Genomic DNA, 26,756 nt, shown 5'->3' on the forward strand with positions numbered 1-26,756 from the left:
GCCGCGGCCTGCCGGTCGGCGGGGCGTCAGGCTATGATGTCGGCCCTGCGTGGCGCGCCGCTCCGCAGCAGGGCCGCGATCGTGACGCCTGCGGCCGGCCTGTGCGGCGTCGCTCTGGCCGGTGTGCGGTCCGCTGCGCTAGCAGGCCGGGCGGGCGGGCCTGCAGCCTGGCCGCCGGCTGGCTGTAGCGTCACCCGAGGGCCCGGCGCTGCGGCCCATGATCGTCCTCTTCTTTTCCATGGTCGAAGCGAGATTCCATGATTCCACTGCCCATCGACGACGCGCTGCCAGCGCTGCGCCAGGCCCTGCTTTCGCGTGACGAGGCCGTGCTCGAGGCGCCGCCCGGCGCCGGCAAGACCACCCGCGTGCCGCTGGCGCTGCTCGACGAGCCCTGGCTGGCCGGGCAGGGCATCCTCATGCTCGAGCCGCGCCGCCTGGCTGCGCGTGCCGCGGCCGAGCGGCTGGCCGCCGAGTTGGGCGAGAAGGTCGGCCAGACGGTGGGCTACCGCATTCGCCTGGACAGCAAGGTCGGCCCGCAGACCCGTATCGAGGTGGTCACCGAGGGCATCCTCGCCCGTCGCCTGCAGGACGACCCGGGCCTGGAGGGTGTCGGTCTGGTGATCTTCGACGAATTCCACGAACGCAGCCTGGATGCCGACCTGGCCCTGGCGCTGACCCTCAACGCCCGCGCCCTGCTGCGCGACGAGCCGCTCAAGGTGCTGCTGATGTCCGCCACGCTGGAGGGCGAGCGGCTGGCGGCGATGCTCGACCAGGCGCCGGTGGTGCGCAGCGAGGGGCGCATGCACCCGGTGGCGTTGCGCTGGGGGCGGCCCTGGCGCCCGGCCGAGCGTATCGAGGCGACGGTGGTGCAGACGGTGCTGCAGGCGCTGGACGAGGAATCCGGCAGCCTGCTGGTGTTCCTGCCCGGCCAGGGTGAGATCCGCCGCGTGCACCAGGCGCTCGGCGAGGCGTTGGCCGAACGTCCGGGCCTGCAGCTTTGCCCGTTGCACGGCGAACTCGAGCTGGCCGCCCAGCGCGCGGCGATCGAGCCCGCCCCGGCGGGGCAGCGCAAGGTGGTGCTGGCGACCAACATCGCCGAGACCAGCCTGACCATCGAGGGCGTGCGGGTGGTGATCGATGCCGGCCTGGCCCGGGTGCCGAGCTTCGACCCCGGCAGCGGCATGACGCGGCTGGAGACGCGCCGCATCTCGCGCGCCTCGGCCACCCAGCGCGCCGGCCGCGCCGGGCGCCTGGAGCCCGGCGTGTGCTACCGCCTGTGGTCCGAGGAGCAGCATGCCCAGCTGGCCGCCCATGGCGAGCCGGAAATCCTCCAGGCCGACCTCGCCCCGCTGGCCTTGCAGCTGGCGCGCTGGGGTGCCGAGCCGGCCGAGCTGGCCTGGCTGGACCTGCCGCCGGCGGCGGCCTTCGCCCAGGCCCAGGACCTGCTCGCGCGCCTCGGCGCGCTGCAACACAACGAGCGTGGCGCCTGGCAGATCACCGCCCACGGCCAGCGCATGGCCCTCTTGCCGGCGCATCCGCGCCTGGCGCACATGCTGCTGCGTGGCCAGGCGCTCGGCCAGTCGCGGCTGGCCGCCGACGTCGCGGCGCTGCTCGGCGAGCGCGACATCCTGCGCGGGGCAGGCGCCGACCTTGCGTTGCGCCTGCCGGCCTTGCGCGAAGGCCGCGGTGGTGATGTGCAGCGCATCCGCCAGCTGGCACGCCAGTTCGGCGCCCTGCTGCCGGCTGCAGCGGGGCAGCCGGCGCAGCTGGATGAGGCGCACGCACTGGCGGCGCTGCTGGCGTTCGCCTACCCCGACCGCGTCGCCTGCCAGCGCCGCGAGGGCGGCGGCCACTATCGGCTGGCCAACGGACGCGCCGCGCACTTCGTCGAGGCGGATGCCCTGATGAAGCAGCCCTGGCTGGTGGTCGCCGAACTGGGCAGCCAGCAGGGCCAGCGTGACGAGCGCATCTACCGCGCGGTGGCGCTGGACCCGGCGCTGTTCGACGAGGTGCTGGCCGAGCAGGTCGCGCAGCATGACGAGCTGGACTGGGACGAGCGCGAGGGCGTGCTGCGCGCCGAGCGCCAGCGCCGGGTCGGCCAGCTGGTACTGGCGCGCGAGCCGCTGCCCGGGCTGGACGAGCAGGCCCGCGGCCGCGCGCTGCTGGCACTGGTCCGGCGCAAGGGGCTGGAGTTGCTGCCCTGGACGCCGGAGCTGCGCCAGTGGCAGGCGCGCATCGCCCTGCTGCGCCGGCTGGACCTGGACAGCCAGGGGCAGAGCGCCTGGCCGGACCTGGGCGATGCCGCGCTGCTGCAGCAGCTGGAGGAGTGGCTGCTGCCCTATCTCGGCAAGGTGTCGCGGCTGGCGCACTTCGCCCAGCTCGACTTGCCGGCGATGCTCGCCGGCCTGCTGCCCTGGCCGCTGCCGCGCCAGCTCGACGAGCAGGCGCCGGTGGCCATCGAGGTGCCGTCCGGGTCGCGTATCCGCCTGGACTACAGCGAGTCGCCGCCGGTGCTGGCGGTGCGCCTGCAGGAGCTGTTCGGCCTGGCCGAGACGCCGCGGGTCGCCGGCGGCCGGCAGCCGGTCAAGCTGCACCTGCTGTCGCCGGCGCGGCGCCCGGTGCAGGTCACCCAGGACCTGGCGAGCTTCTGGGCCAACACCTACCTGGAGGTGAAGAAGGACCTCAAGGGCCGCTATCCCAAGCACTACTGGCCGGACGACCCGCTGGTCGCCGAGCCCACCGCGCGGGCCAAGCCGCGCGGCCGCTGAGGCTCAGCCTTCGGGCAGCGCCGCGAGGCGGCCGGCCGCGCGCAGTTCGACGAAGGCGCGGTCCAGGTTGTCGAGCACGGCTTCGCTGTCGGCGATGTGCCGCGAGACGATGAAGTGCACCGGCACCCGCTGCAGCACCACGTGCGGCAGCGCCGCCAGGCCCTGCTCGCGGCGGACCTGTTCGGCCGGCAGCTGGTAGTCGAGCAGGTAGTCGGCGCGCCGGTGCAGCAGCATCGCCAGGGCCGAGTGGTGGCTGGCGGTGCGCAGCAGGCGGATGTCCAGCGCCGGGTCCTGCAGCAGGCGGTTGATCCGCGGCCAGTAGCTGTAGCCGTTGAGGATGATCAGGCCCTGGCCGGCGAGGCTGTCGGGAATGCGCGGCGGCGGGGTGTCGGCGCGGTGGTAGAGGTTGAGCTGGGTATGGCCGACGTTGTGACGCGACTCCAGGGTGTGGCTGCGCAGTTCGATCTTGCCCGGGGCGCCGAGCCAGACGTCGACCGTGCCATCCACCAGCGCCGCGTAGAGGCGCGCGCTGGGCAGCTGCCGGAAGCGCGGCTGGTAGCCGGCCTGGCGCAGTACCTGGCGGGTCAGGTCGGCCATCTCGCCGCGGGTCACGCCGTGCTCGTCGCGGTACATCACCGGCGGGAAGTCGTAGTAGCCGACCGTCAGCAGACGCTCGGCGGCCTGCGCCTGGAGAGCGCTCAGGCCGACCAGCAGCAGGGCGAGGAGGGACAGCGGGCGACGCACGGTTCGGTCTTCCTTGACGATGGGGGCCGCAGAGGATGCGCAGTCGTGCCGCGGTTGTCCATCGTCGATCAGTCGCAGGCGACCCCCGGCGCGCCTGGCTATGCTCAAGGCAAGACCGGGAGGTGCCGCATGCGTCGCAAGGTGTTCGTCAGCAAGGTTTTCGATCGCAAGGTGGTGCTGATCACCGGCGGTTGCGCCGGGATCGGCCGTGCGCTGGCGCTACGCATGGCCCAGGCCGGGGCGCGCCTGGCGATCCTCGACCTGGACCAGGCGGCGCTCGACAGCCTGGTCCAGCACCTGCACAGCCACCACAACGCCGATGCCCTGGGGCTGCGCTGCGACGTCGCCGATGCGCAGGCGGTACAGCGCGCGGTGGCGCTGGTCATCGAGCGTTTCGGCGGCATCGACATCCTGGTCAACAACGCCGGCATCACCCATCGCAGCCGCATCGTCGACACCGAGCTCGCAGTGTTCGAGCGGATCATGGCGGTGAATTTCTATGGCGCGCTGCACTGCACCCAGGCGGCGCTGCCCTCGCTGATCGAGCGCCAGGGCCAGATCATCGTGCTCAGCTCGCTGTCGCAATATGCGCCGGTGCCCAACCGGGGCGCCTACAACGCCAGCAAGCACGCGCTGCACGGGCTGTTCGACACGCTGCGTGGCGAGCTGGTCGGCACGGCGGTGAACGTCATGCTGGTATGCCCCGGCTATACCGCGACCGACCTGCGCAAGAACGTGCTGGTCGGCGACGGCTCCACCGCGCCGCACCCGGCGCTGGCCCTCGGCCGGCTGGCCTCGCCGCAGGATGTCGCCGAGGCCATCTACCAGGGTGCGCTGAGGCGACGACAACTGCTGGTGCTGTCCAACCTCGACTGGAAGGCGCGCCTGCTGGCGCGCTGCTGCCCGCGCATGTACGAGCGCTTCCTGCTGCCGCGCCTGCTTGCCAGCCGCCAGGCGGTACAGACCTAGCCGTCAGCCCATGTCCCAGTAGGCCGCCTCGATCTTGTGGCCGTCCAGGTCGCGGACGAAGCAGCCGTAGTAGGCCTCGCCGTAGTCGGCGCGCGGGCCCGGCGCGCCCTCGTCGGTAGCACCGGCGGCCAGGGCAGCACGGTGGAAGGCATCCACCGCGGCGCGGTCGCTGGCGAAGAAGCCGACGTGGGTGCCGTTGCCGACCGTTGCCGGGGCGCCGTCGATCGGCGTCTGCAGCCAGAACTCCGGGTACTCGCGGCCCCAGGCGATCGCCCCTGGGTGCGTCATGATCCGCTGGCAGCCGAGGCTGGCGAGGGCCTGGTCGTAGAAGGCGGCCGCCTCGTCGAAGCGGTTGGTGCCAAGCGAGATGTGCGACAGGATGCTGGGATTGATCGTGCTCATGTGGCGGCTCCTCGGGCGGAAGCACAAGCCTAGCAAGGAGCCGGCCGATTGCCTGCCGAGCCGATCAGTCGCGGGCTGGCTCGCGTTCGGTGCAGAGCATGAAGCAGCGGAACAGCATCACCGTCGGCAGCAGTTGCAGCAGGCCGACGGCGCCGTCGAGCAGCAGCCGCACGGCGGCATCCGCCTGCAGCCCGCTGACCCAGGCTTCCAGCAGCCACAGTGGCAGCAGCAGGCTGAGCACGCAGCCGAGCACCAGCAGGAAGTGCCCGCGCGTCAGCAGGAAGCTCTGCTTCAATGCCGCCAGCGGGGCCAGGCCGCGCAGTACCAGCAGGTACTCGGCGAAGGCGATCCGCACCATGACCCAGATTCCCGGCAGGACGAACAGCGAGGCACCGAGCATGATCAGCAGCGTGCCCAGGCCGGTGAGCACGGCCAGCGCGGGCCACAGCGGCAGCGCGCGAGCGAGGACGTCGCGCAGGGCGGGGGCGTGGCCGCGACTGCGGGCGTCGATGTAGAGGATCAGCGCGCCGACGTAGAGCGGATAGAACACCAGCCCGACCAGCAACTCCTGGGCCGGCAGGGCGTCCTTGCCGAACAGCTGGTCCACCGCCAGGCGCGCGAGGCTCTCCAGCAGGATCAGCGGCAGGCACAGGCGGGCGATGGTGGCGAAATGACGCGAGTAGAAGAACCAGGCGTCGCGCAGGATGGCGAATACGGTCATGCGTGGGCGCAGCGGTTGGCCGAAGGGGACGCCACTCTAGCCGAAGCGGCCGGCGCCGAACATGCGTGGCTATACTGGCGCACCCTGCCGCGAGGTCCCCGTGAGAAAGATCGCCCTGTTCGCCGATGTGCAGAACCTCTACTACACCGTGCGCCAGGCCCATGGCTGCCATTTCGACTATGCCGCGCTGTGGGCCGAGGTCAGCCGCTGCGGGCAGATCGTCGAAGCCTTTGCCTATGCCATCGAGCGCGGCGATCCGCGCCAGCAGCAGTTCCAGCAGATCCTGCGCAACCTCGGCTTCACGGTGAAGCTCAAGCCCTACATCCAGCGCAGCGATGGCTCGGCCAAGGGCGACTGGGACGTGGGCATCACCATCGACGTGCTGGATGCCGCCAGGCACGTCGACGAGGTGGTGCTGGCCTCCGGCGACGGCGACTTCGACCTGCTGCTCGAGCGCGTCCGCGCCGGCGGCGTCGAGGCGAGCGTCTATGGCGTGCCGGGGCTGACGGCGCAGTCGCTGATCCGCGCGGCGACGCGCTACGTGCCGATCGAGGGTGATTTGCTGTTGCGTGGCTGAACGGGCCCGACGGCCGTGGGAGCGGTCTTGACCGCAAATGCCCTTGTGGGAGCGGTCTTGACCGCGAACGGGCCATGTACAGCTTCGCGGCCAAGGCCGCTCCCACAGTACCCTAGGGTGGGCTTTAACCCAGCAGCCCCCATGCCTTGCCGGTGCAGTCGGTGGCCGAAGCCCGCCCTGCATGGCTGAACGGGCCCGACGGCTGTGGGAGCGGTCTTGACCGCGAACGGCCATGTACAGCTTCGCGGCCAAGGCCGCTCCCACAGTACCCTAGGGTGGGCTTTAGCCCAGCAGCACCCATGCCTTGCCGGTGCAGTCGGTGGCCGAAGCCCGCCCTGCATGGCTGAACGGGTCCGACGGCCGTGGGAGCGGTCTTGACCACGAATGCCCTTGTGGGAGCGGTCTTGACCGCGAACGGGCCATGTACAGCTTCGCGGCGAAGGCCGCGCCCACAGTACCCTAGGGTGGGCTTTAGCCCAGCAGCCCCCATGCCTTGCCCGTGCAGTCGGTGGGCCGAAGCCCGCCCGCTACGCGGCTGATGTTGCGCTGAATGCGCGGAGGAGATGGTCGAGGCGGAGGCTGGTGGAAACTGCTTCGCAGTTTTCCACCCTACGGCCGCGTCAGACGTAGGGTGGATGACGCTTCACCCATCCACCAAAACGACGTCAGGCTTTGCCGAGTGCCGCCAGGCGCTTGCGCACCGCCGCTTCGATGCCGGCGGCATCCAGGCCGCATTCGGCGAGCATTTCGCTGGGCTTGGCGTGTTCGACGTAGTAGTCCGGCAGGCCCAGGTGCAGGATCGGTCGCAGCACGCCTTCGCCGGCGAGAAACTCCGCTACCGCGCTGCCGGCACCGCCCATGATGCTGTTCTCCTCGACCGTCACCAGCAGCTCGTGGCTGGCGGCGACTTCGCGCAGCAGGGCTTCGTCCAGCGGCTTGACGAAGCGCATGTCGACCACCGTGGCGTCCAGCGCCTCGCCGACCTGCAGCGCCTCGGGCAGCTGCACGCCGAATACCAGCAGCGCCACCTTGCTGCCTTGGCGGCGCAGCACGGCCTTGCCGATCTCCAGCGGCTCGAGCCCCGGCTCGATGCTGGCGTTGGGCCCGCTGCCGCGCGGGTAGCGCACCGCCGCCGGGCCTTCGAAGTGGTAGCCGGTGGTGAGCATGCGGCGCATCTCGTTCTCGTCGCTCGGCGTCATCACCAGCATGCCGGGGATGCAGCGCAGGTAGGAGAGGTCGAAACTGCCGGCATGGGTCGGGCCGTCCTCGCCGACCAGGCCGGCGCGGTCGATGGCGAACAGCACGTCGAGATTCTGCACCGCGACGTCATGGATCAGCTGGTCGTAGGCGCGCTGCAGGAAGGTCGAGTAGATCGCCACCACCGGCTTCAGGCCATCGCAGGCCATGCCGGCGGCCAGGGTCACGGCGTGTTGCTCGGCGATGGCGACGTCGAAGTAGCGCTCCGGATAGCGTTCGCTGAAGGCGACCAGGTCCGAGCCTTCCTTCATCGCCGGGGTGATGCCGGCCAGCCGCGGGTCGGCGGCGGCCATGTCGCACAGCCACTGGCCGAACACGTTGGAGTACTTCGGCCCGCTGGGTTTCTTCGGCTTGGCCGGCGCACCGACCGGCTCCAGCTTGCTGATCGCGTGCCAGGTGATCGGATCGGCCTCGGCCGGGGCGAAGCCCTTGCCCTTCTTCGTTACCACATGGAGGAACTGCGGGCCGTCGAGGTCGCGCATGTTGCGCAGGGTGGCGATCAGCGTCGGCAGGTCGTGGCCGTCGATGGGGCCGATGTAGTTCCAGCCCAGTTCCTCGAACAGCGTGCCGGGCACCAGCATGCCCTTGGCGTACTCCTCGGTGCGACGGGCGATCTCCCAGGCGCCGGGCAGGCGCGAGAGGATCTTCTTGCTGCCTTCGCGCATGCTCGAATAGGTGCGGCTGGAGAGGATCTTGGCCAGGTAGTTGGACATGCCGCCGACGTTGCGCGAGATCGACATGTCGTTGTCGTTGAGCACCACCAGCATGTTGGCGCCGACTTCCGGGGCGTGGTTGAGCGCCTCGAAGGCCATGCCGGCGGTCAGCGCGCCGTCGCCGATCACCGCGATCGACTTGCGCTGCTCGCCCTTCAGGCGCGCGGCGATGGCCATGCCCAGCGCGGCGCTGATCGAAGTGCTCGAATGGCCGACGCCGAAGGTGTCGTACTCGCTCTCGCTGCGCCGCGGGAAGGCGGCCAGGCCGTCCTTCTGGCGCAGGCTGGCCATGCGCTGGCGGCGCCCGGTGAGGATCTTGTGTGGATAGGCCTGGTGGCCGACGTCCCAGACCAGGCGGTCGTCCGGGGTGTCGTAGACGTAGTGCAGGGCGATGGTCAGCTCGATGACGCCGAGCCCGGCACCGAAGTGCCCGCCGGTCTGGCCGACGCTGAAGAGCAGTTCCTGGCGCAGCTCGTTGGCCAGCTCCTCGAGTTCGGCCTCGCCCAGACGCCGGAGCTGCTCGGGGGTGGCGGCGCGGTCTAGCACGGGCGTCGCAGGGCGGACCCGAGGAATCTCATGGAACGTCTTGGGCATCGGGACGGTATCGTTCTGGCTGAAAAAAGAGCGGCAGTTTAACCGATGGTCCGCACGATAAGAACGGCCGCCATCGGCCGCCGCCGCGCGGGGTGCCGCGGCCGGCCGGCTGCGGCGGGCTAGCTGCGCCGCTCGACGATGTAGCGGGCCAGCTCGCGCAGCGGTTCGGCCGCCTCGTCGAACGGGCGCAGCGCGTGCAGGGCCAGGTCGCGCAGCTCCAGGGCATAGGCCTTGGCCGCGTCGAGGCCGAGCAGGGCGGGATAGGTGGGCTTGTCGCGGGCGATGTCGGCGCCCTGGGTCTTGCCGAGCGTCGCGGTGTCGCTCTCCACGTCGAGGATGTCGTCCTGCACCTGGAAGGCCAGGCCGATGGCCTGCGCGTAGCGCTCCAGGGCCGCCAGGCTGTCGCTGTCGGCGCGGCCGCTGGCCAGGGCGCCGAGGCGCACGCTGGCCTCGATCAGCGCGCCGGTCTTGTGCCGGTGCATCAGTTCCAGCGCGGAGCGGTCGAGCTTGCGGCCGACCGAGCCGAGGTCGATGGCCTGGCCGCCGACCATCCCGGCCGGTCCCGCGGCGCGCGCCAGCACGCTGAACATCTCCAGGCGCAGGGTGGCGTCGGCCGGGTTGTGCGAGGGGCTGGCCAGCACTTCGAACGCCAGGCTTTGCAGGCCGTCGCCGGCGAGGATCGCGCAGGCCTCGTCGAAGGCCTTGTGGGTGGTCGGCTGGCCGCGGCGCAGGTCGTCGTCGTCCATCGCCGGCAGGTCGTCGTGCACCAGCGAGTAGGCGTGGATCAGTTCGACCGCACAGGCGGCGCCATCGGCCTGGGCCTTCTCGCCGCCGAGCGCTTCGCAGGCGGCGTAGGCCAGCAGCGGGCGCACCCGCTTGCCGCCGTTCATCACGCTGTAGCGCATCGCCTGGTAGAGCCGCTCGAGCTGCGGCAGCGGGGCACTGAACAGCGCCAGGAGACAGTCGTCGACGCGCTGCTGGCAGGCCTGCTGGTACGCGCGGATCATGCGTCTTCGTCCGTCTGGAAGGGTGCCGACTGCAGCTGGCCGTCGCGCTCGAGCAGGATCTGCACCTTCTGCTCGGCCTGGCTGAGCGCAGCCTGGCAGTCGCGGGTCAGGCCGATGCCCTGTTCGAAGCAGGTCAGCGAGTCCTCCAGCGACAGCTCGCCGCTTTCCAGGCGCTCGACCAGCTGCTGCAGTTCGGCGAGGGATTGTTCGAAATCGAGGGCGGCTTTCTTGCGGGCCATGGCAGGACCTGTGCGGGCGACGGGCGGGAATCGGGCGCGACATTAACAAAGAAGCGCCCGGCGCAGCTACCGGTTCAGGCCAGGTAGGTCCTGGCGAAGTAGTACAGCGTCATGCCGCTGCCGACGACGATCACCAGCGCCCGCAGCCAGCGCGTCGGCAGGCGCTGGCTCAGCGCGCCGCCGGCATAGCCGCCGAGGGTGGCGCCGCACAGCACGATGGCCAGCTCGGCCCAGCTGACCCGCCCGGCGATGATGAAGGTCAGGCTGGCAACGCTGTAGATCACCGCCGAGATGAGGTTCTTCAGCGCATTGGCGCGCACCAGCGCATGCCCCTCGATGGAGAAGGCGGCCAGCTGCAGGATGCCCATGCCGGCGCCGAAATAGCCGCCGTAGACCGCCACCAGCCCATGCGCGCCGAGTGAGCCGGGCGAGTGCGGCGGCACCTCGCGCGGCTCCTTGCGCCGCGCGGCCAGCCACCGGCTGAGCCAGGGGCTGGCAGCGAACAGCGCGGTGGCGGCCAGCAGCAGCCAGGGAATCAGCAGGCTGAACACCGCGTCGCCGCCAGCGAGCAGCAGCAGGCCGCCGAGCAGGCCGCCGGCCAGTCCGGCGAGCAACAGCGGCAGCAGGTAGCGGCCCAGCGGGCGCAGGCTGGCGCGGGCCGCCCAGGCGGCGGCCAGGCTGGCCGGCCAGAGCGCCACGGCATTGGTGGCATTGGCGGTCACCGGTGCGAGGCCGGTGGCCAGCAGCGCGGGGAAGGAGAAGAAGGTGCCGCCGCCGGCCAGGGCATTCATGGCGCCGGCGGCGAAGCCGGCAGCGATCAGCAGCAGGATGTCGAGCAGGGGCATGGTCGGGCTCGGTGGCAAAAGGCCGCAGGTTAGCCAAGCCGCCCGCTTTGCACCAGCCGGGTGCCGCGGGCCGCGGCTTCAGCCATCGACCGGCTGCGGGCGGCTGGGCACGGCATGGCCGGCGGCCTCGAGCCGGCACTGGGCTGCCGGCAGCGGCGGCGCGTAGTAGTAGCCCTGCAGGCTGTGGCAGTTGTTCAGGCGCAGGAAGGCCGCCTGGCGCTCGTTCTCCACGCCCTCGGCGACCACCTGCAGGCCGAGGTGGCTGGCCATGGTGAGGATGCCGCGCACCAGCGCCACCGAGTGCTCGCTGTCCGGCAGGCCGGCGACGAAGCTGCGGTCGATCTTGATGCCGTCGAAGGGAAAGCGCTGCAGGTAGGTGAGCGAGGCGTAGCCGGTGCCGAAGTCGTCGAGCAGCAGCGGCAGGCCGGCGGCCTTGAGCCGTGCCAGGGTCTGCTGGACATGCTCGTCGGCCTCGAGCAGGGCGCTTTCGGTGATCTCCAGCTCCAGCAGGCACGGCTCGGTGCCTTCCTCGGCGAGGATGCCGAGCAGGCTGCCGGCGAGGTCGGCCTGGCGGAAGTCCAGGGGCGAGAGGTTCACCGCGATGCTCAGCTGCGCGCCGCGCTCGGCCCATTGCCGGGCCTGGCGGCAAGCCTGGCGGAACACCCAGCGGGTCGCCTCGATGATCAGGCCGCTGTCCTCCAGGAGCGGAATGAACTCGCCCGGCGGCACCAGGCCGCGTTCCGGCGAATTCCAGCGCAGCAGCGCCTCCATGACCCGCGGCTGGCCCTGGGCGTCGACCTGCGGCTGGTAGTGCAGGACGAACTCGTCGCGGTCCAGGGCGCGGCGCAGCGCCTGTTCCAGCTGGCGGCGGCGCTCGGCCGCGGCACTGAGTTCGGCGCTGTAGGTCGCGGTGCAGTTGCGCCCCGCGGCCTTGGCCGCATAGAGCGCCAGGTCGACCTGCTTGAGCAGGTCGCCGACGGCGGTGCGGCCATCGCTGCTGGTGATGCCGATGCTCGGGCTGACGTAGCACTCGTACTGGCCGACCTGGATCGGCGGGCGGAAGCCCTCGAGGATGCCTTCGGCGGTGGCCAGCGCCGCCTCGGCGTCGGCGCCCTCGAGCAGGACCATGAACTCGTCGCCGCCGGTGCGCGCCAGCAGCGCGTTGCCCGGCACCAGGCTGCGCAGGCGGTCGCCGGTGTAGGCCAGCAGGCGGTCGCCGGTCTCGTGGCCGAGGGCGTCGTTGATGCGCTTGAAGTGGTCCAGGTCGAGGAACAGCAGGCTCAGCGGCGTGCGCGCGGCGAGCAGCTGCTCCAGGGTCTGCACGACGTGGTGGCGGTTGGCCAGGTGCGTCAGCGGGTCGAAGTGGGCGAGGAAGCGCAGCCGCTGCTCGGCGCGCAGGCGGTCGCCGATGTCGCGCAGCAGCGCCAGGTACAGGCGCTGGCCGTGGCGCTCGAAGGGCGTGCAGGTGATTTCCAGCGGCACCTGCGCCTCGCCGCGGCGGCCGGTCATCTGCAGCGGCGTGTTGGGCGGCAGGCGCAGCAGGCGCTCGCTGGCGTCATGCTCCAACAGGCGCTCCTCGGGGCGCTGGCCGAGCAGCTCGTGCGGCGCGCAGCCGAACAGGGTGGCCGCTGCCGGATTGGCCTGCAGCACGCGCCATTGCTCGTCGACCACCAGCATGCCCACCGGGGCGTTGTCGATCAGCTCGCGCAACAGCTGTTCACTCTGGCGCAGCGCCAGCTGGCGGTTGTGCAGCTGCTGCATCATGCGGCTGAAGGTGTCGGCCAGGTGGCCGATCTCGTCGCTGCCGCTGACCGCCGGCGGCTGCGGCTGCTGGTCGAGGACGAAGGCCCGCGCGGCGCGATCGATGCGCGCCAGGCGGTTGGTGATCAGCCATTGGTAGAGCGCCTGCAGCAACAGGCCGAGCAACAGCAGCAGGGTCAGCGTCTGCGCCAGGTAGAGCCAGGCGTCGCGCTCGGTCTGCCAGAGCACCGGGCCGATGTCGAAGGCCACCAGCAGGGCCTCGCGCAGGGGGCGGCCGTCCTCGGTGACGTGCACCAGCGGATAGATCGCCAGCTGCTCGCTGCCGTCGCTGCCGATCCAGGCGGAACGCCCGCCGGCGACGTGCTCGGCCAGCTCGCCGGGGCCGATGGCGGTCAGCGCCTCGGGATTCAGCCCCAGCCGGGTGGCGGCGATGATGCCCAGCTGCTGGTCGATGACCATCGCCCAGCGCACGCCTTCCAGGCTGGCCAGGTCGGCCAGTTCGGTCTCCATCTCGGCGAGGCGGCCATAGCGGCGGTGGTCGCTCAGACTGCTCTGCAGCAAGGCCAGATGCTGCAGGGTATGGTCGCGCCAGTCCTGCAGGGTCTGTGCGGTGCGCCAGGGCAGGTGCCAGGCGCTGAGCAGCAGGGTGAAGGCCAGGCCGAACAGGCCGAGCAGCAGCGGCAGCGACCGGCGCAGCGATAGGTGGGTCAGCATGCGGCTTTCCAGGTGCACTGGGCGAGCAGCGCATCCGGGCGGCTGGCGCTGCCCAGCAGCTGGTGCTCGGCCAGGTAGCGCGCCAGCCGGCGGACGCCTTGCTGCAGGCGGCCTTCGCTGCGCCAGTGGTGGTTGAGCGAGGTATCGCCCATCACCAGCCCGCCGAGGGTCACCTGCAGCGCTTCGGTGCTGAGGCCCAGGCGCTTCTCCAGGCGCGGGTCGGTCTGCTCGCGGTTGTCCTGCCAGGTGCGCAGCGTGGTGTACCAGAGCGCGGCCAGGTGCTGGCGCTGCTCGAGGCCGACGCGGCGGCGATCGACTACCAGCACGTCGACGATCTCGTCCGGCAGCAGGCGGCTGTCGAAGATGCGCCGCGCGCCAAGCCGCTCCAGCGCCGGGCCTTCGGAGGCGAAGCTGACCAGTGCATCGACCTGGTCGCTGCGAAAGGCCTGCAGGTGTTCGTGGACCTGCAGGCTGACCACCTCGATGTCGTCGAAGCGCAGCCCGGCGTGGTCGAGGATGCGCGACAGCAGGAAGGCGCCCAGCGCGGTGTTCTCGACGCCGACCCGGTGGCCCCTGAGTTCGCTCAGCGTGGCGATCGGCTGGCGCGCGTAGAGCACGTCGGCGCCGGCCGAGACATTGGCGACCAGGAGGATTTCCAGGTCCAGCTCGGGGCTGTGGCTCTGCAGCACCAGCAGTTCGTCGAGGGTCAGCATGGCGCCGTCCAGCAGGCCGTTGCGAAAGCCGCGCAGCACCCCGGTGGAGTTGGGGTATTCGACCAGCCGCACGCGGCTTGGCGCGGTCCAGCCCAGGTCGTCGGCCAGGTACAGCGGCCCGTAGCCCAGCCAACGATTGCTGCCGATGCGCAGGTCGTCGGGGGCGGGTTCGCAGCCGGCCAGGCCGAGCAGCAGGCTCAGCAGGAGAAACGGAAACGCACGGGTCATCGCGTGACTCCATGGTGGTGTATTGCCACCATAGCTGGAGTCAGGCAGCGATGGAATCCTTTCAAGGTATGGGGGTATTCGATCTGTGCAAGGGGGGCTGGCGTAACGGCGAGCCGCGCAGCCGGGCCGGACTGGCGCTGCCGGCGGCCGCTCTGTCCTGCCTGCGGGGTGCCGGGGAAGTGAAAACCGCAGGCAATAAAAAAGCCGGCTTGTGGCCGGCTTTCAGGGGGTGGCGTTGGCTTACTTCTGGTAAGCCGCAACCGCCTTGGTGATTGCGGCGCGGGCGGCGTCGGCGCCTTCCCAGCCTTCGACCTTGACCCACTTGCCCTTCTCGAGATCCTTGTAGTTCTCGAAGAAGTGCTTGATCTGCTCGATCAGCAGCGGTGGCAGGTCGGTGTATTCCTTCACGTCCTTGTACAGCTGGGTCAGCTTGTCGTGCGGGACGGCGATCAGCTTGGCGTCACCGCCGGCTTCGTCGGTCATGTTCAGTACGCCGACCGGGCGGCAGCGGATGACCGAGCCCGGGGCGACCGGATAAGGGGTCACCACCAGCACGTCGAGGGGGTCGCCGTCATCGGCCAGGGTGTGCGGGATGAAACCGTAGTTGGCCGGGTAGAACATCGGGGTGGCCATGAAGCGGTCGACGAACAGGCAGTCGGTGTCGTGATCGATCTCGTACTTGATCGGCGCATGGTTGGCCGGGATCTCGATGGCGACGTAGATGTCGTTCGGCAGGTCTTTGCCGGCCGGGACTTTGCTGTAGCTCATGAAGGAAAGGCTCCGTGATCGGCCAGCGCGGCCTGGGGGGCGTAAAAAGTGGGCGCGATTATAGGCGCATCGCGCCGGGCAATGCACGCCGGCTTCGACGCGCCCGGCTCAGGCAGGTTCCCGGTAGGCGGGATGTTCGGCCTGCAGGCGCTGCAGCCGGCTGAGCGGGTCCTGCCGATAGAACGCCGCCAGTTGCGCGTAGACCTCGGGGAAGGCGGCGTGCAGCAGGTCTGGCGCGCTGAAGAAGTATTCGCTGGTGACGGCAAAGAATTCCGCAGGGTTTTCCGCGGCGTAGGGATCGATTGGCGTCTCGGCGTCCGGGTCTGCGTCGAGGGTGGCGTTGAGCTGGTCGTAGGCCTGCTGCATGGCCACCGCCCAGGCGTCGATGCGCATCTGCCGGTGCAGCGGCGGCAGGCCGTTGGCGTCGCCATTGAGCATGTCCAGCTTGTGCGCCAGCTCGTGGATCACCAGGTTGTAGGCCTCCCAGCCGCCGCTTTCCTGCACGCCGGGCCAGGCGAGGATCACCGGGCCCTGCAGCCAGGCCTCGCCGCTGTGCTCGGCGTCCCATTCGTGCTCGATGCCGGCGGCATCGCGGTGCTTCTGTGGGCTGAGAAAATCGTCGGGGTAGATGACGATCTCGTGGAAGCCGCGGTACCAGCCGAGCTCGGCCAGGTGCAGCAGCGGCAGCTGCGCCTGCAGCGCCAGGCGCAGGCGATCCTCGGCGTGCAGCTCGACACCCGGCAGGGCGGTCAGGCGCTTGTCGTGCAGGAACAGCACGGCGCGCTCGCGCAGGCGGGCGAGTTCGTCATCGCCGAGGCCGTCGAGGATCGGCAGGCTGTCGAGCACCCGCTGCCATTGCTCGGGCGTGATCGGATGACGGGCGAGGATGCGCTTGCGCTGCCAGGCGCGAATGGACCACATGGCTGAGGCTTCCAGCGGGGCGGGGCGCTCACCTTAAGCGGGCCGGCAGGGCGCGGCAAGGTGCGTCAGCGCGGCGCGCCGGGCGGGGCCTGGAGCAGCTTGTGCGGATTGACCACCGAGTAGATCCGGTGGATGCGCTGGCCGTCGCTGACCAGCGCCATCGCCGCGTGCAGGTGCTCGCCGTGCAGCACCAGCACGCCGGGTTCGCCGTTGATCCAGGCGACGCGGGTGTGCAGCTGGCCGTCGGCGCGGCGGGCGATGCCGGTTGCCAGCCGCGTGGCGGCGCGCGAGCCCTGCACGACCTTCGACGCCGCGGTGGCCTGGCCGCCGCCGTCGGCGGTCCAGCTCACGTCCTCGGCCAGCAGTTCGGCAAAGGCATCGCCGTCGGGGTCGAGCAATGTCGCGGCGAACCGCTCGACCAGCCGCCGGTGCGCCGCGTCATCGACGACGAAGCGTGGCCGCTCCTCGCGCACCCGCCGGCGCGCGCGGCTGATGATCTGCCGGCAGGCCACCGCGCTCTTGCCCAGGGTCGTGGCGATCTCGTCGTAGGAGCGTTCGAGCACGTCGCGCAAGAGCAGGGCGGCGCGTTCCTCGGCACCGAGGCGTTCGAGCGCCACCATGAAGGCCATGGAAATGTCCGCGCCGAGCTCGGCCAGGCGCTCGCCCTCGTGCTCGGCCAGGCCGAGCAGCGGCTCGGGCAGCCAGGGGCCGAGGTACTCCTCGCGGCGGGCGCGGCGCTGGCGCAGCTGGTCGATGCCCAGGCGCGTCACCACCGTCACCAGCCAGGCCTCGGCATCGCGGATCGCCGCGTGGTCGGCGCCGCTCCACTTGAACCAGGCGTCCTGCAGCAGGTCCTCGGCGTCGGCGCGGCTGCCGAGCAGCCGGTAGCCCAGGCCGAACAGCCTGGGGTGCAGCGCCTGGAAGAAATCGGTCTTGTCCTGCACGTCGGTTCCTCATGATGGTCCGTCCAGTATGGACGGAGCGGCGCGTGTCGCTGTGACAGGCGCAGGCCGCTGTCACAAGTCGATCTCCAATGGCGTCCTGGCTGGGTCAATTCCGACAACCCGACCGGAGCCCGCCATGCCCCTTCGCCTCGACTACTACCAGCACGCCGACGCCCTGCCGCTGCAGGCGCTGACCGCCATCAGCGGCTACCTGCACGCGTCCGACCTCGATCCACAGCTGCTCTCGCTGATCGAGCTGCGCGCCTCGCAGCTCAACGGCTGCGCCTACTGCATCGACATGCACAGCAAGGACCTGCTGGCGCTGGAAACGCCGCTGCCGCGCGTGCTGCTGCTGCCGGCCTGGCGCGAAACCAGTGTCTACAGCCCGGCCGAACGCGCGGCGCTGGCCTGGACCGAGGCGCTCACCCGGCTGGCCGACGGCGAAACCCTGGACCGCTGCTACGGTGAGCTGGCCGCGCATTACTCGCCCCGGGCGATCACCCGGCTGACCTTCGCCATCATCACCATCAACAGCTGGAACCGCCTGAGCGTGGCCTTCGGCCGCGAGCCGGGCGACTACCGGCCGGGCGACCTCGCCGGCGCGATGAAGCGCGCACTGGAGCGCTTCGCCGATCTACGTCCCGCCAGCGAAAGGAACGCGGTATGAGCGAAGCAACCGAGCGCAGCGCGCTGCGCCTGATCAACCCGCCGGGGCTGTACGACCCGGCGCCCAACGGCTACTCGCACGTGGCGATCGTGCCGGCCGGCACGCGGCTGGCCTTTATCGCCGGGCAGGGTGGCGAGACCGCCGATGGCAGCCTGCCTGGCGATTTCCGTGAGCAGGTGCGCCAGGCGCTGGGCAACCTGTGTATCGCCATCGAGGCGGCGGGCGGCACGCCGCAGCAGATCGCCAGGCTCGGCGTGCTGGTCGTCGAGCACAGCGAGGCGCGCCTGCAGGTGTTCGGCGAGGAGCTGGCGCGCGCGCTGGGGCCGGGGCCGAAACCGGCCTGCACGCTGATCCCGGTGCCGCGCCTGGCGCTCGACGGCATGCTGTTCGAGATCGAGGCCGTGCTGGTGCTGACCGCCGAATAGGCGTGCCGCCGGTCGGCGCGTCACGGGACTGTCAAGCGCGGTGGGTAGACCGGAACACACCCACCCGCATGGAGACCCGTCATGACCGCACCGGACCACACCCGCCGCCTGCTGCTGCAGGGCATCGGCGCCGGCCTCGCCCTGCCGGCCCTGGGCGTCGCGCCCGCCATCATCGCCGCGCCGCGGGCGCGCCCGCAGATGCCTGACGGCGTGCAGTCCGGCGACGTGACGGACGATCGCGCGCTGGTCTGGAGCCGCTGCGACCGCCCCGGCCGGCTGATCGTCGAGTGGGATACGCGCAGCCGCTTCGGCAACCCGCGGCGCATGCTGTCCTCCGTAACCGATGCCGGCCAGGACTTCACCGCCCGCGTGGACCTGCGCGGGCTGCCGGCGGATCAGTCGATCTTCTACCGCGCGCGTTTCGAGGATGCCCAGAGCGGCGTGCTCAGCGAGCCCTGGTTCGGCCACCTGCGCAGCGCACCGACGCGTCCGCGCAATATCCGTTTCGTCTGGGGTGGCGATACCTGCGGCCAGGGCTACGGCATCAACCCGGACTTCGGCGGCATGCGCATCTACGAAAGCATGCGCATGCGCCGGCCGGACTTCTTCCTGCACAGCGGCGACGTGATCTATGCCGACGGGCCGATTCCCGCCGAAGTGACCGCCGAGGACGGCAGCATCTGGCGCAACCTGGTCACCGAAGAGAAGAGCAAGGTTGCCGAGACGCTCGACGAGTTTCGCGGCAACTACCGCTACAACCTGCTGGACGAGAACCTGCGGGCGTTCAATGCCGAGGTGCCGCAGATCTGGCAGTGGGACGATCACGAGGTGACCAACAACTGGTCGCCGAGCAAGGAGCTGGACGACCGCTACCGGCAGGTTCGCGACATCGACACCCTGGTCCGCCGTGCGCGCCAGGCCTACCTGGAATACGCGCCGATGCGCGTGGCCCGCGGCGACAAGCTCGGGCGCATCTATCGCAAGGTCAGCTACGGGCCGTTGCTGGACGTATTCGTGCTGGACATGCGCAGCTACCGCGGGCCGAACACCGATAACCTGCAGAGCGAGCAGGGCGCGCAGACGGCGTTTCTCGGCCGTGATCAGTTGCGCTGGCTCAAGCGCGAGCTGCGCGCCTCGCGGGCGACCTGGAAAGTGATCGCCGCCGACATGCCCATCGGCCTGCATGTGCCGGACGGCGTGGATGCCCAGGGCATGCGTCGCTGGGAGGCGATCGCCAACGGTGACGACGGTCAGGCGCTCGGTCGCGAGCTGGAAATCGCCGAGCTTCTCGCCTTCATCCAGCGTGCGCGGGTGCGCAACACCGTCTGGCTGACCGCCGATGTGCACTATTGCGCCGCGCACCACTACCACCCCAACCGCGCCGCTTTCCAGCAGTTCGAGCCGTTCTGGGAGTTCGTCGCCGGTCCCTTGAACGCCGGCAGCTTCGGGCCGAATCCGCTGGACGGCACCTTCGGCCCGGAAGTGGTGTTCCAGAAGGCTGCGCCGGTGGCGAACAGCTCGCCGCGGGCGGGCTTCCAGTTTTTCGGCGAGGTGGAGATCGACGCGCAGAGCGGTGTGCTGGGCGTGAGCCTGCGCGACATCGACGGAACGGTGGTCTACAGCCAGACGCTGGAGCCCTGGCAGCCTGATGCCGGCTAGCCGAGCAGGAAGTTGCCGGCGCGGGGCTGACCGTCCAGCGCCGGCACGTCGGCTTCATCCTTGAGCTGTACGCCGGAGAGCTGCCGGCGGCTGGCTTCGCGCATCAGGTAGAGCAGGCGGTGCGCGGCCAGGTTGTAGCTCAGCCCCTCGGGGCGAATGTTGGAAATGCAGTTGCGCTGCGCATCGTGCCGGCCGACCTGCGGCGCCCAGGTGAAGTAAAGGCCCAGGCTGTCCGGCGAGCTGAGGCCCGGTCGCTCCCCGAGCAGGATCACCACCATGCGCGCCTTGAGGCGCTGGCCGATCTCGTCGGCCACCGCCACGCGGCCCTGTTCCACCAGCGCGACGGGGCCGAGGGACCAGCCTTCGGCCTGGCATTGTTCGGCGATCTTCAAGGCCATCGGTGCCGCATGACGCTGCACGGCCAGGGCCGAGAGGCCGTCGGCGATCACCAGCGCCAGGTCGCAGCCGTCACCGGCCTGATCGTCGAGCGTGGCGGCGCTGGCTTCGTCGAGACGCCGACCGAGGTCGGGACGCTGCAGGTAGATCTGTCGGTCGCTGGCGGCGCTGCGCAGGTGCAGATGGCTGAGGTCATGCTTTTCCAGTTCGGCAGCCAGCGCGGCGCAGTCCAGCGGCAGGTGCACGGCATCACGGGCCTGCGCGTGGGCGAACTGGAAATCCAGTTGCGCCACCGTCGGCAGGCTGGTGCCGGCACGGCCAAGGGCGATGCGCGCTGGGGTCAGCTGGCGCAGGTGCTGCCAGGGGTTGTCGATGGTGGGTGAGCGGTCGGGCATGGCTACCTCGGCGCGTGGCGGTCAGGCGCGTGGACAAGCGCGCGGGAGAACGCGTGGAAAAACGCGTGGAAAAGACCTGCGGTCGTTTTCCACCCTACGGTGCGGCTGCTGGGTAGGGTGGAAAACCGCGCAGCGTTTTCCACCGGATGCCGGTGGAGATCCGGGGAGCGCCTCATGCCTGCTGCTCCAGCGCGCGGCGGAAGGCTTCGGGCAGCTCGCGGCCGAGCTGCAGGCGATTGCCGTCCTGCCGGAGGATCTGCATCTTCGCCAGCCATTCCTCGAACTCCGGTGCGGGCTTGAGGCCAAGCACCTGGCGCACGTAGAGGGCGTCGTGAAAGGAGGTGGTCTGGTAGTTGAGCATCACGTCGTCCGAGCCCGGGATGCCCATGATGAAGTTGATGCCCGCCGTGCCGAGCAGGGTCAGCAGCATGTCCATGTCGTCCTGGTCGGCTTCGGCGTGGTTGGTGTAGCAGATGTCGCAACCCATGGGCACACCGAGCAGCTTGCCGCAGAAGTGGTCCTCCAGCCCGGCGCGGATGATCTGCTTGCCGTTGTAGAGGTATTCCGGGCCGATGAAGCCGACCACGGTGTTCACCAGCAGCGGCTTGTAGCGGCGCGCGACGGCGTAGGCGCGGGCCTCGCAGGTCTGCTGATCGACGCCGTGATGGGCGTTGGCCGAGAGCGCGCTGCCCTGGCCGGTCTCGAAATACATGAGGTTGTCGCCGAGGGTGCCGCGCTTCTGCGACAGGCCGGCCTCGTAGCCTTCCTGCAGCGTTGCCAGGTTGATGCCGAAGCTGGCGTTGGCCGCCTCGGTGCCGGCGATGGACTGGAACACCAGGTCCAGCGGCGCGCCGCGGTTGATCGCCTCGATGGAGGTGGTGACATGGGTGAGGATGCAACCCTGGGTCGGGATCTCGTAGCGGCTGATCACCGCGTCGAGCATCTTCAGCAGCTCGCAGATGCCGGCGGTGCTGTCGGTGGCCGGGTTGATGCCGATCACCGCGTCGCCGTTGCCGTAGAGCAGGCCGTCGAGAATGCTCGCGGCGATGCCGGCGCCGTCGTCGGTGGGATGGTTCGGCTGCAGCCGGGTGGACATGCGTCCGGCCAGGCCGATGCTGTTGCGAAAGCGGGTGACGACGCGGACCTTCTGCGCGACCAGGATCAGGTCCTGCACGCGCATGATCTTCGACACCGCGGCGACCATCTCCGGCGTCAGCCCCGGTGCGAGGGCTTTCAGCGACGACTCGTCCGCCTCCTCGCCGAGCAGCCAGTTGCGGAAATCGCCCACGGTTAGGTGGCTGATCGGAGCGAAGGCGGCGGCGTCATGACTGTCGATGATCAGCCGGGTGACTTCATCGCTTTCGTAGGGGATCAGTGCCTCTTCGAGAAAACGCCTGAGCGGCACATCGGCCAGGCACATCTGCGCCGCCACTCGCTCGGCGTCGCTGCCCGCCGCGACCCCGGCGAGCAGGTCGCCGGAGCGCGCCGGGCTGGCCTTGGCCATCACCTCGCGCAGATCGTCGAAGCGCCAGGTGGTGCTGCCCACGCTGTGCGAGTACGTCATGGCTGCTCTCCCTACTTGAGTGTCGCCTCGGCCTGCTCGATCGCCGCGAACTCTTCCTCCGGCGTGCCGGCCACCAGATGGTGTCGACTGTAGATCGCGAAATAGGCGATGAAGATCCCGTAGATGATCGCGGCGCCGATCACCACCCGCGGATCGACCAGGAAGCCCGCGATGACCGCGATGCAGGCCAGTACCAGCGCCACGCCCGAGGTGACGATGCCGCCGGGTGTCCTGTACGGGCGATGCAGGTCCGGCCGGCGCAGGCGCAGCACGATGTGCGAGGCCATCATCAACACGTAGGAGATGGTCGCGCCGAACACCGCGACGAGGATCAGCAGGTCGCCCTGGCCGGTCAGCGAGAGCAGGAAGCCGATCACACCGGGGATCACCAGGGCCAGCACCGGCGCCTTGTTCTTGTTGGTCAGCGAGAGGTTGCGCGGCAGGTAGCCGGCCCGCGACAGGGCAAAGATCTGCCGCGAGTAGGCGAAGATGATCGAGAAGAAGCTGGCGATCAGCCCGGCCAGGCCGACCAGGTTGACGAAGCCGCTCATCCAGGTGGACGAGCCGTAGGCCGTGGTCAGCGCTTCCACCAGCGGGTTGCCGGATGCCACCAGGGTGCTGGAGCCGGCGCCGCCTGGGCCGACCAGGAGGATCAGGCCGGCGAAGGCGACCAGGATCAGCATGGCGCCGATCAGCCCGCGGGGCATGTCGCGCTGCGGGTTCTTGGTTTCCTCGGCGGCCAGCGGCACGCCTTCCACGGCTAGGAAGAACCAGATCGCGTAGGGGATCGCCGCCCAGATGCCGACATAGCCGTAGGGCAGGAAGTTGCTGGCACCGGCAGCGGTGGTCGGGGCGATGTCCAGCAGCTTGTCCACCGAGAAGTGCGGCACCATGGCGACGATGAACACCGCCAGGGCCAGGGCGGCGACGGCGGTGATGATGAACATCAGCTTCAGCGCCTCGCCGACGCCGAAGATATGGATGCCGATGAAGACGATGTAGAAGGCCAGATAGATCATCCAGCCGCCGATGCCGAACAGCGACTCGCAATAGGCGCCGATGAACACGGCGATCGCCGCCGGCGCGATGGCGTACTCGATGAGGATCGCCGTGCCGGTGAGAAAGCCGCCCAATGGGCCGAAGGCGGTGCGGGCAAAACCATAGCCGCCGCCCGCGGTCGGGACCATCGAGGACAGCTCGGCCAGCGAGAAGCACATGCACAGGTACATGGTCGCCATCAGCAGCGTGGCGATGAACAGCCCGCCCCAACCGCCCTGGGCGAGGCCGAAGTTCCAGCCGGCGTAGTCGCCGGAAATCACATAGGCGACGCCAAGGCCGACCAGCAGCACCCAGCCGGCGGCGCCTTTCTTCAGTTCGCGTTCCTGGAAATAGCTACTGCCAACGGTTTCGAAATCGATCGCGTGCTGCGGTGGCGCGGAACGGCTGTGTTCGAGAGCCATGGGGAATCCTCTTGGATAGGTTGCGATCTCCCTAGCAAGCGTCATGCCCCGGCACCGGAACGCGGGGTTCCCGGTGTTTAGTCGGCCAAATGCGGCAGGAACGCACCTTTTGCGGGCTCCGCAGCACCACGGCGGCGCCCGGCAGGTGTCTTGTTCAAGGCGCGGGCGACGTGTGCCGCCCGCGCCGGCCCATCAGAAGAAGCCCAGCGGATTGATGTCGTAGCTGACCAGCAGGTTCTTGGTCTGCTGGTAGTGGTCGAGGATCATCTTGTGCGTCTCGCGCCCGACGCCGGACTTCTTGTAACCACCGAACGCCGCGTGGGCCGGGTAGAGGTGGTAGCAGTTGGTCCACACGCGGCCGGCCTTGATCGCCCGGCCCATGCGATAGGCGCGGTTGATGTCGCGGGTCCAGACGCCGGCGCCGAGGCCGTACTCGGTGTCGTTGGCAATGGCCAGCGCCTCGGCCTCGTCCTTGAAGGTGGTGACTCCGATCACCGGGCCGAAGATCTCCTCCTGGAACACGCGCATCTTGTTGGTGCCCTTGAGCAGGGTCGGCTGGATGTAATAGCCGGTGGCGAGCGAGCCTTCGAGCTTCTCTGCTGCACCGCCGGTGAGCACCTCGGCGCCTTCCTCGCGGGCGATGTCGAGGTACGACATGATCTTGTCGAACTGCTGCTGGCTGGCCTGGGCGCCGACCATGGTGTCGGTGTCCAGCGGGTCGCCGCGCTTGATCTGCGCGACCTTCTTCATCACCGCTTCCATGAACGGCGCGTAGATCGACTCCTGCACCAGCGCGCGCGATGGGCAGGTGCACACCTCACCCTGGTTGAAGAAGCCCAGCACCAGCCCTTCGGCGGCCTTCTCGATGAAGGCCGGCTCGGCCTGCATGATGTCCTCGAAATAGATGTTCGGGCTCTTGCCGCCCAGCTCCACGGTGCTCGGGATGATGCTCTCGGCGGCGCGCTTCATGATGTGCGAGCCCACCGGGGTGGAGCCGGTGAAGGCGATCTTGGCGATGCGCTTGCTCGAGGCCAGTGCTTCGCCGGCTTCCCGGCCGTAGCCGTGCACCACGTTGAGCACCCCCGGCGGTAGCAGGTCGCCGATGCATTCGAGCAGCACGTTGATGCCCAGCGGGGTCTGCTCGGCGGGCTTCAAGACCACGCAGTTGCCGGCGGCCAGCGCCGGGGCGAGCTTCCAGGCGGCCATCAGGATCGGGAAGTTCCACGGGATGATCTGTCCCACCACGCCCAGCGGCTCGTGAAAATGGTAGGCCGCGGTGTGCTCGTCGATCTCGGCGCTGGTGCCTTCCTGCGCACGGATGCAGCCGGCGAAGTAGCGGAAGTGGTCGGCGGCCAGCGGGATATCGGCGTTCAGCGTCTCGCGCACCGCCTTGCCGTTGTCCCATGTCTCGGTGATGGCCAGCAGTTCGAGGTTCTGCTCGATGCGGTCGGCGATCTGCAACAGGATCAGCGAACGCGCCTGCACGCTGGTCTTGCCCCAGGCATCGGCGGCGGCATGGGCGGCGTCCAGGGCCTTCTCGATGTCGGCGGCATCCGAGCGCGGAAACTCGGCGATCGGCTGGCCGTTGACCGGCGACAGGTTGGTGAAGTACTGGCCGCCAAGCGGTTCGACGAACTGGCCGTTGATGAAGTTGCCGTAGCGAGCCTTGAAGTTGACCTTGGCACCCTCGGTGCCGGGATGGGCGTAACGCATGATGTGTCTCCGGTTCTTGTAATGGTCGTGGAAACGGCGGTCGTTTCAGCGTAGATCAGCTTGCGGCAGCCAGCGACCGGGGCGACATGCGGACGCCGCGCCGGCGCTGGCGGGGGCCGATTGCGCGGCGGCGCTGTGCTAATCTGCCGCGCATTTCCCGGCTCCCGCGGGGCGCTCCGCTGGCGCTGCGCAGGGCATTGCAGAGGTCATCCATGCATATCCACATTCTCGGCATCTGCGGCACCTTCATGGGTTCGCTCGCGGTGCTGGCCAAGGAACTCGGCCATCGCGTCACCGGCTCCGACGCCAACGTCTATCCGCCGATGAGCACCCAGCTCGAGGCCCAGGGCATCGAGCTGATGCAGGGCTACGAGCCGGCGCATCTGCAACCGGCACCCGATCTGGTGGTGGTGGGCAACGCCCTGTCGCGTGGCAACCCGGCAGTGGAATACGTGCTGAACAAGGGGCTGCCCTATGTCTCCGGCCCGCAATGGCTGGCCGATCACGTGCTGCAGGGGCGCTGGGTGCTGGCTGCCGCCGGTACCCATGGCAAGACCACCACCAGCAGCATGCTGGCCTGGGTGCTGGAACATGCCGGCATGAGCCCGGGCTTTCTCATCGGTGGCGTGCCGCAGAACTTCGGCATCTCCGCACGGCTCGGCGGTACGCCGTTCTTCGTGGTGGAGGCCGACGAGTACGACAGCGCCTTCTTCGACAAGCGCAGCAAGTTCGTCCACTACCGCCCGCGTACCGCGATCCTGAACAACCTGGAGTTCGACCACGCGGATATCTTCCCGGATCTAGCCGCCATCGAACGCCAGTTCCATCACCTGGTGCGTACCGTGCCGGGCGTGGGGCTGATCATCCATCCCGAGTCGGAAACGGCGCTCAAGCGCGTCATCGGCATGGGCTGCTGGACGCCGGTGCAGACCACCGGCGAGGGTGGCCAGTGGCAGGCCAGGTTGCTCAGCGAGGACGGTTCGCGCTTCGAGGTGATCTTCGATGGCGAGGTGCAGGGCGTGGTGGACTGGCAGCTGACCGGCCGGCACAACGTCAACAATGCGCTGGCGACGCTGGCGGCGGCGCGGCATGTCGGCGTGCTGCCGAAGCAGGGCGCCGAGGCGCTGAGCGAATTCCGTAGCGTCAAGCGACGCATGGAGAAGGTCGCCGAGGTAAATGGCGTGACCATCTATGACGACTTCGCCCATCACCCGACTGCCATCGCCACCACCCTCGACGGCCTACGCAAGCGCGTCGGCGATACGCCGATCATCGCCGTGGTCGAGCCGCGTTCTAACTCGATGAAGCTCGGCGCGCACCGCGAGGGGCTGGCGGAATCCGTGGCGCTGGCCGACCAGGCGATCTGGTACGCACCGGCCAACCTCGGCTGGGACCTGGCCGCAACCGTGGCCGGCTCGCCGGTGCCGACCACGGTCTGCGATTCGCTGGAGGCGATCATCGCCAAGGTCAAGGCCGATGCCACGCCGGGCACCCAGGTGGTGGTGATGAGCAATGGCGGTTTCGGTGGGCTGCACGGCCAATTGGCCGCCGCACTGGCGTAGGGTGGAAAACGCCGAAGGCATTTCCACGCG

The 26,756-nt window shown here is 69.6% G+C and carries 23 protein-coding genes; 7 read left to right on the top strand and 16 right to left on the bottom strand.

What is annotated here, in order from left to right:
* The first annotated feature begins 257 nt into the window (after positions 1-257).
* On the top strand, positions 258-2,768 hold the full coding sequence (hrpB, locus tag L3N39_RS05525) for an ATP-dependent helicase HrpB (RefSeq protein WP_237256281.1): 2,511 nt from the start codon (positions 258-260) through the stop codon (positions 2,766-2,768).
* A 3-nt stretch (positions 2,769-2,771) separates the two neighbouring features.
* Here hrpB and L3N39_RS05530 read toward each other — a convergent pair whose 3' ends face one another.
* Positions 2,772-3,581 (bottom strand): substrate-binding periplasmic protein, encoded by an 810-nt coding sequence (locus L3N39_RS05530; RefSeq protein ID WP_431978008.1) that lies wholly within the window; start codon positions 3,579-3,581, stop codon positions 2,772-2,774.
* Positions 3,582-3,641: 60 nt separating this feature from the next.
* Between L3N39_RS05530 and L3N39_RS05535 the strand changes: the two genes are divergently transcribed.
* Positions 3,642-4,481: an SDR family oxidoreductase gene (locus tag L3N39_RS05535; RefSeq protein WP_237256283.1), complete on the top strand. Its 840-nt coding sequence runs from the start codon at positions 3,642-3,644 to the stop codon at positions 4,479-4,481.
* 3 nt (positions 4,482-4,484) lie between these two features.
* Here the strand turns inward: L3N39_RS05535 and L3N39_RS05540 are convergent, their stop codons facing one another.
* Both L3N39_RS05540 and L3N39_RS05545 read right to left on the bottom strand, forming a co-directional pair.
* A complete protein-coding gene (locus L3N39_RS05540) occupies positions 4,485-4,883 on the bottom strand; it encodes a VOC family protein (RefSeq protein WP_237256284.1) in 399 nt (132 codons plus the stop codon).
* A gap of 64 nt (positions 4,884-4,947) precedes the next feature.
* Complete coding sequence (locus L3N39_RS05545) at positions 4,948-5,604, bottom strand: YciC family protein (protein ID WP_237256285.1); 657 nt, start codon at positions 5,602-5,604, stop codon at positions 4,948-4,950.
* A 61-nt stretch (positions 5,605-5,665) separates the two neighbouring features.
* Between L3N39_RS05545 and L3N39_RS05550 the strand changes: the two genes are divergently transcribed.
* A complete protein-coding gene (locus L3N39_RS05550; protein ID WP_237256286.1) occupies positions 5,666-6,181 on the top strand; it encodes a LabA-like NYN domain-containing protein in 516 nt (171 codons plus the stop codon).
* 665 nt (positions 6,182-6,846) lie between these two features.
* Here L3N39_RS05550 and dxs read toward each other — a convergent pair.
* The 9 genes from dxs to sigJ all read right to left on the bottom strand — a co-directional run bounded on the left by dxs (position 6,847) and on the right by sigJ (position 16,885).
* Positions 6,847-8,745 carry a 1-deoxy-D-xylulose-5-phosphate synthase gene (gene dxs, locus L3N39_RS05555; protein WP_237256287.1) on the bottom strand — a complete coding sequence of 633 codons (1,899 nt, stop codon included), beginning with the start codon at positions 8,743-8,745 and terminating at the stop codon, positions 6,847-6,849.
* Between the two features lie 119 nt (positions 8,746-8,864).
* On the bottom strand, positions 8,865-9,752 hold the full coding sequence (ispA, locus tag L3N39_RS05560) for a (2E,6E)-farnesyl diphosphate synthase (protein WP_237256288.1): 888 nt from the start codon (positions 9,750-9,752) through the stop codon (positions 8,865-8,867).
* On the bottom strand, positions 9,749-9,991 hold the full coding sequence (locus tag L3N39_RS05565; protein WP_237256289.1) for an exodeoxyribonuclease VII small subunit: 243 nt from the start codon (positions 9,989-9,991) through the stop codon (positions 9,749-9,751). The genes ispA and L3N39_RS05565 overlap by 4 nt, the downstream gene beginning before the upstream one ends.
* 74 nt (positions 9,992-10,065) lie before the next feature.
* On the bottom strand, positions 10,066-10,836 hold the full coding sequence (locus tag L3N39_RS05570) for a sulfite exporter TauE/SafE family protein (RefSeq protein WP_237256290.1): 771 nt from the start codon (positions 10,834-10,836) through the stop codon (positions 10,066-10,068).
* A gap of 78 nt (positions 10,837-10,914) precedes the next feature.
* Complete coding sequence (locus tag L3N39_RS05575; RefSeq protein ID WP_237256291.1) at positions 10,915-13,311, bottom strand: putative bifunctional diguanylate cyclase/phosphodiesterase; 2,397 nt, start codon at positions 13,309-13,311, stop codon at positions 10,915-10,917.
* The gene (locus L3N39_RS05580) at positions 13,305-14,252 is read right to left on the bottom strand and encodes an ABC transporter substrate-binding protein (RefSeq protein ID WP_237256292.1); all 948 of its coding nucleotides are present in this window, start codon (positions 14,250-14,252) and stop codon (positions 13,305-13,307) included. The genes L3N39_RS05575 and L3N39_RS05580 overlap by 7 nt, the downstream gene beginning before the upstream one ends.
* Positions 14,253-14,492: 240 nt before the next feature.
* A complete protein-coding gene (gene ppa / locus L3N39_RS05585) occupies positions 14,493-15,020 on the bottom strand; it encodes an inorganic diphosphatase (RefSeq protein WP_063541497.1) in 528 nt (175 codons plus the stop codon).
* A 108-nt stretch (positions 15,021-15,128) separates the two neighbouring features.
* A complete protein-coding gene (locus tag L3N39_RS05590) occupies positions 15,129-15,941 on the bottom strand; it encodes a M90 family metallopeptidase (protein WP_237256293.1) in 813 nt (270 codons plus the stop codon).
* A 65-nt stretch (positions 15,942-16,006) separates the two neighbouring features.
* Positions 16,007-16,885, bottom strand: a complete 879-nt coding sequence (sigJ, locus tag L3N39_RS05595; protein WP_237256294.1) for an RNA polymerase sigma factor SigJ — start codon at positions 16,883-16,885, stop codon at positions 16,007-16,009.
* Positions 16,886-17,021: 136 nt separating this feature from the next.
* Here sigJ and L3N39_RS05600 point away from each other — a divergent pair, with 136 nt between their 5' ends.
* From L3N39_RS05600 to L3N39_RS05610, 3 genes are all read left to right on the top strand, one after another.
* The gene (locus tag L3N39_RS05600) at positions 17,022-17,552 is read left to right on the top strand and encodes a carboxymuconolactone decarboxylase family protein (RefSeq protein WP_237256295.1); all 531 of its coding nucleotides are present in this window, start codon (positions 17,022-17,024) and stop codon (positions 17,550-17,552) included.
* Positions 17,549-17,977 carry a RidA family protein gene (locus L3N39_RS05605; RefSeq protein ID WP_237256296.1) on the top strand — a complete coding sequence of 143 codons (429 nt, stop codon included), beginning with the start codon at positions 17,549-17,551 and terminating at the stop codon, positions 17,975-17,977. Before L3N39_RS05600 ends, L3N39_RS05605 begins: the two co-directional genes overlap by 4 nt.
* An 81-nt stretch (positions 17,978-18,058) precedes the next feature.
* On the top strand, positions 18,059-19,636 hold the full coding sequence (locus L3N39_RS05610; RefSeq protein ID WP_237256297.1) for an alkaline phosphatase D family protein: 1,578 nt from the start codon (positions 18,059-18,061) through the stop codon (positions 19,634-19,636).
* On the opposite strand, the gene eutC is transcribed toward L3N39_RS05610, so the two are convergent.
* From eutC to exaC, 4 genes are all read right to left on the bottom strand, one after another.
* Complete coding sequence (eutC, locus tag L3N39_RS05615; protein WP_237256298.1) at positions 19,633-20,427, bottom strand: ethanolamine ammonia-lyase subunit EutC; 795 nt, start codon at positions 20,425-20,427, stop codon at positions 19,633-19,635. The genes L3N39_RS05610 and eutC overlap by 4 nt on opposite strands.
* A 172-nt stretch (positions 20,428-20,599) precedes the next feature.
* Positions 20,600-21,991 (bottom strand): ethanolamine ammonia-lyase subunit EutB, encoded by a 1,392-nt coding sequence (locus L3N39_RS05620; RefSeq protein WP_237256299.1) that lies wholly within the window; start codon positions 21,989-21,991, stop codon positions 20,600-20,602.
* Between the two features lie 11 nt (positions 21,992-22,002).
* A complete protein-coding gene (gene eat, locus L3N39_RS05625; RefSeq protein ID WP_043218489.1) occupies positions 22,003-23,451 on the bottom strand; it encodes an ethanolamine permease in 1,449 nt (482 codons plus the stop codon).
* Positions 23,452-23,643: 192 nt separating this feature from the next.
* Positions 23,644-25,164: an acetaldehyde dehydrogenase ExaC gene (exaC, locus tag L3N39_RS05630; RefSeq protein ID WP_237256300.1), complete on the bottom strand. Its 1,521-nt coding sequence runs from the start codon at positions 25,162-25,164 to the stop codon at positions 23,644-23,646.
* Between the two features lie 212 nt (positions 25,165-25,376).
* On the opposite strand from exaC, the gene mpl reads away from it, so the two are divergent.
* Positions 25,377-26,726, top strand: a complete 1,350-nt coding sequence (gene mpl, locus L3N39_RS05635; RefSeq protein WP_237256301.1) for a UDP-N-acetylmuramate:L-alanyl-gamma-D-glutamyl-meso-diaminopimelate ligase — start codon at positions 25,377-25,379, stop codon at positions 26,724-26,726.
* The last annotated feature ends 30 nt before the right edge of the window (positions 26,727-26,756 follow it).

It is taken from the genome of Pseudomonas oligotrophica (genome assembly GCF_021726475.1).
Lineage (GTDB): Bacteria > Pseudomonadota > Gammaproteobacteria > Pseudomonadales > Pseudomonadaceae > Stutzerimonas > Stutzerimonas oligotrophica.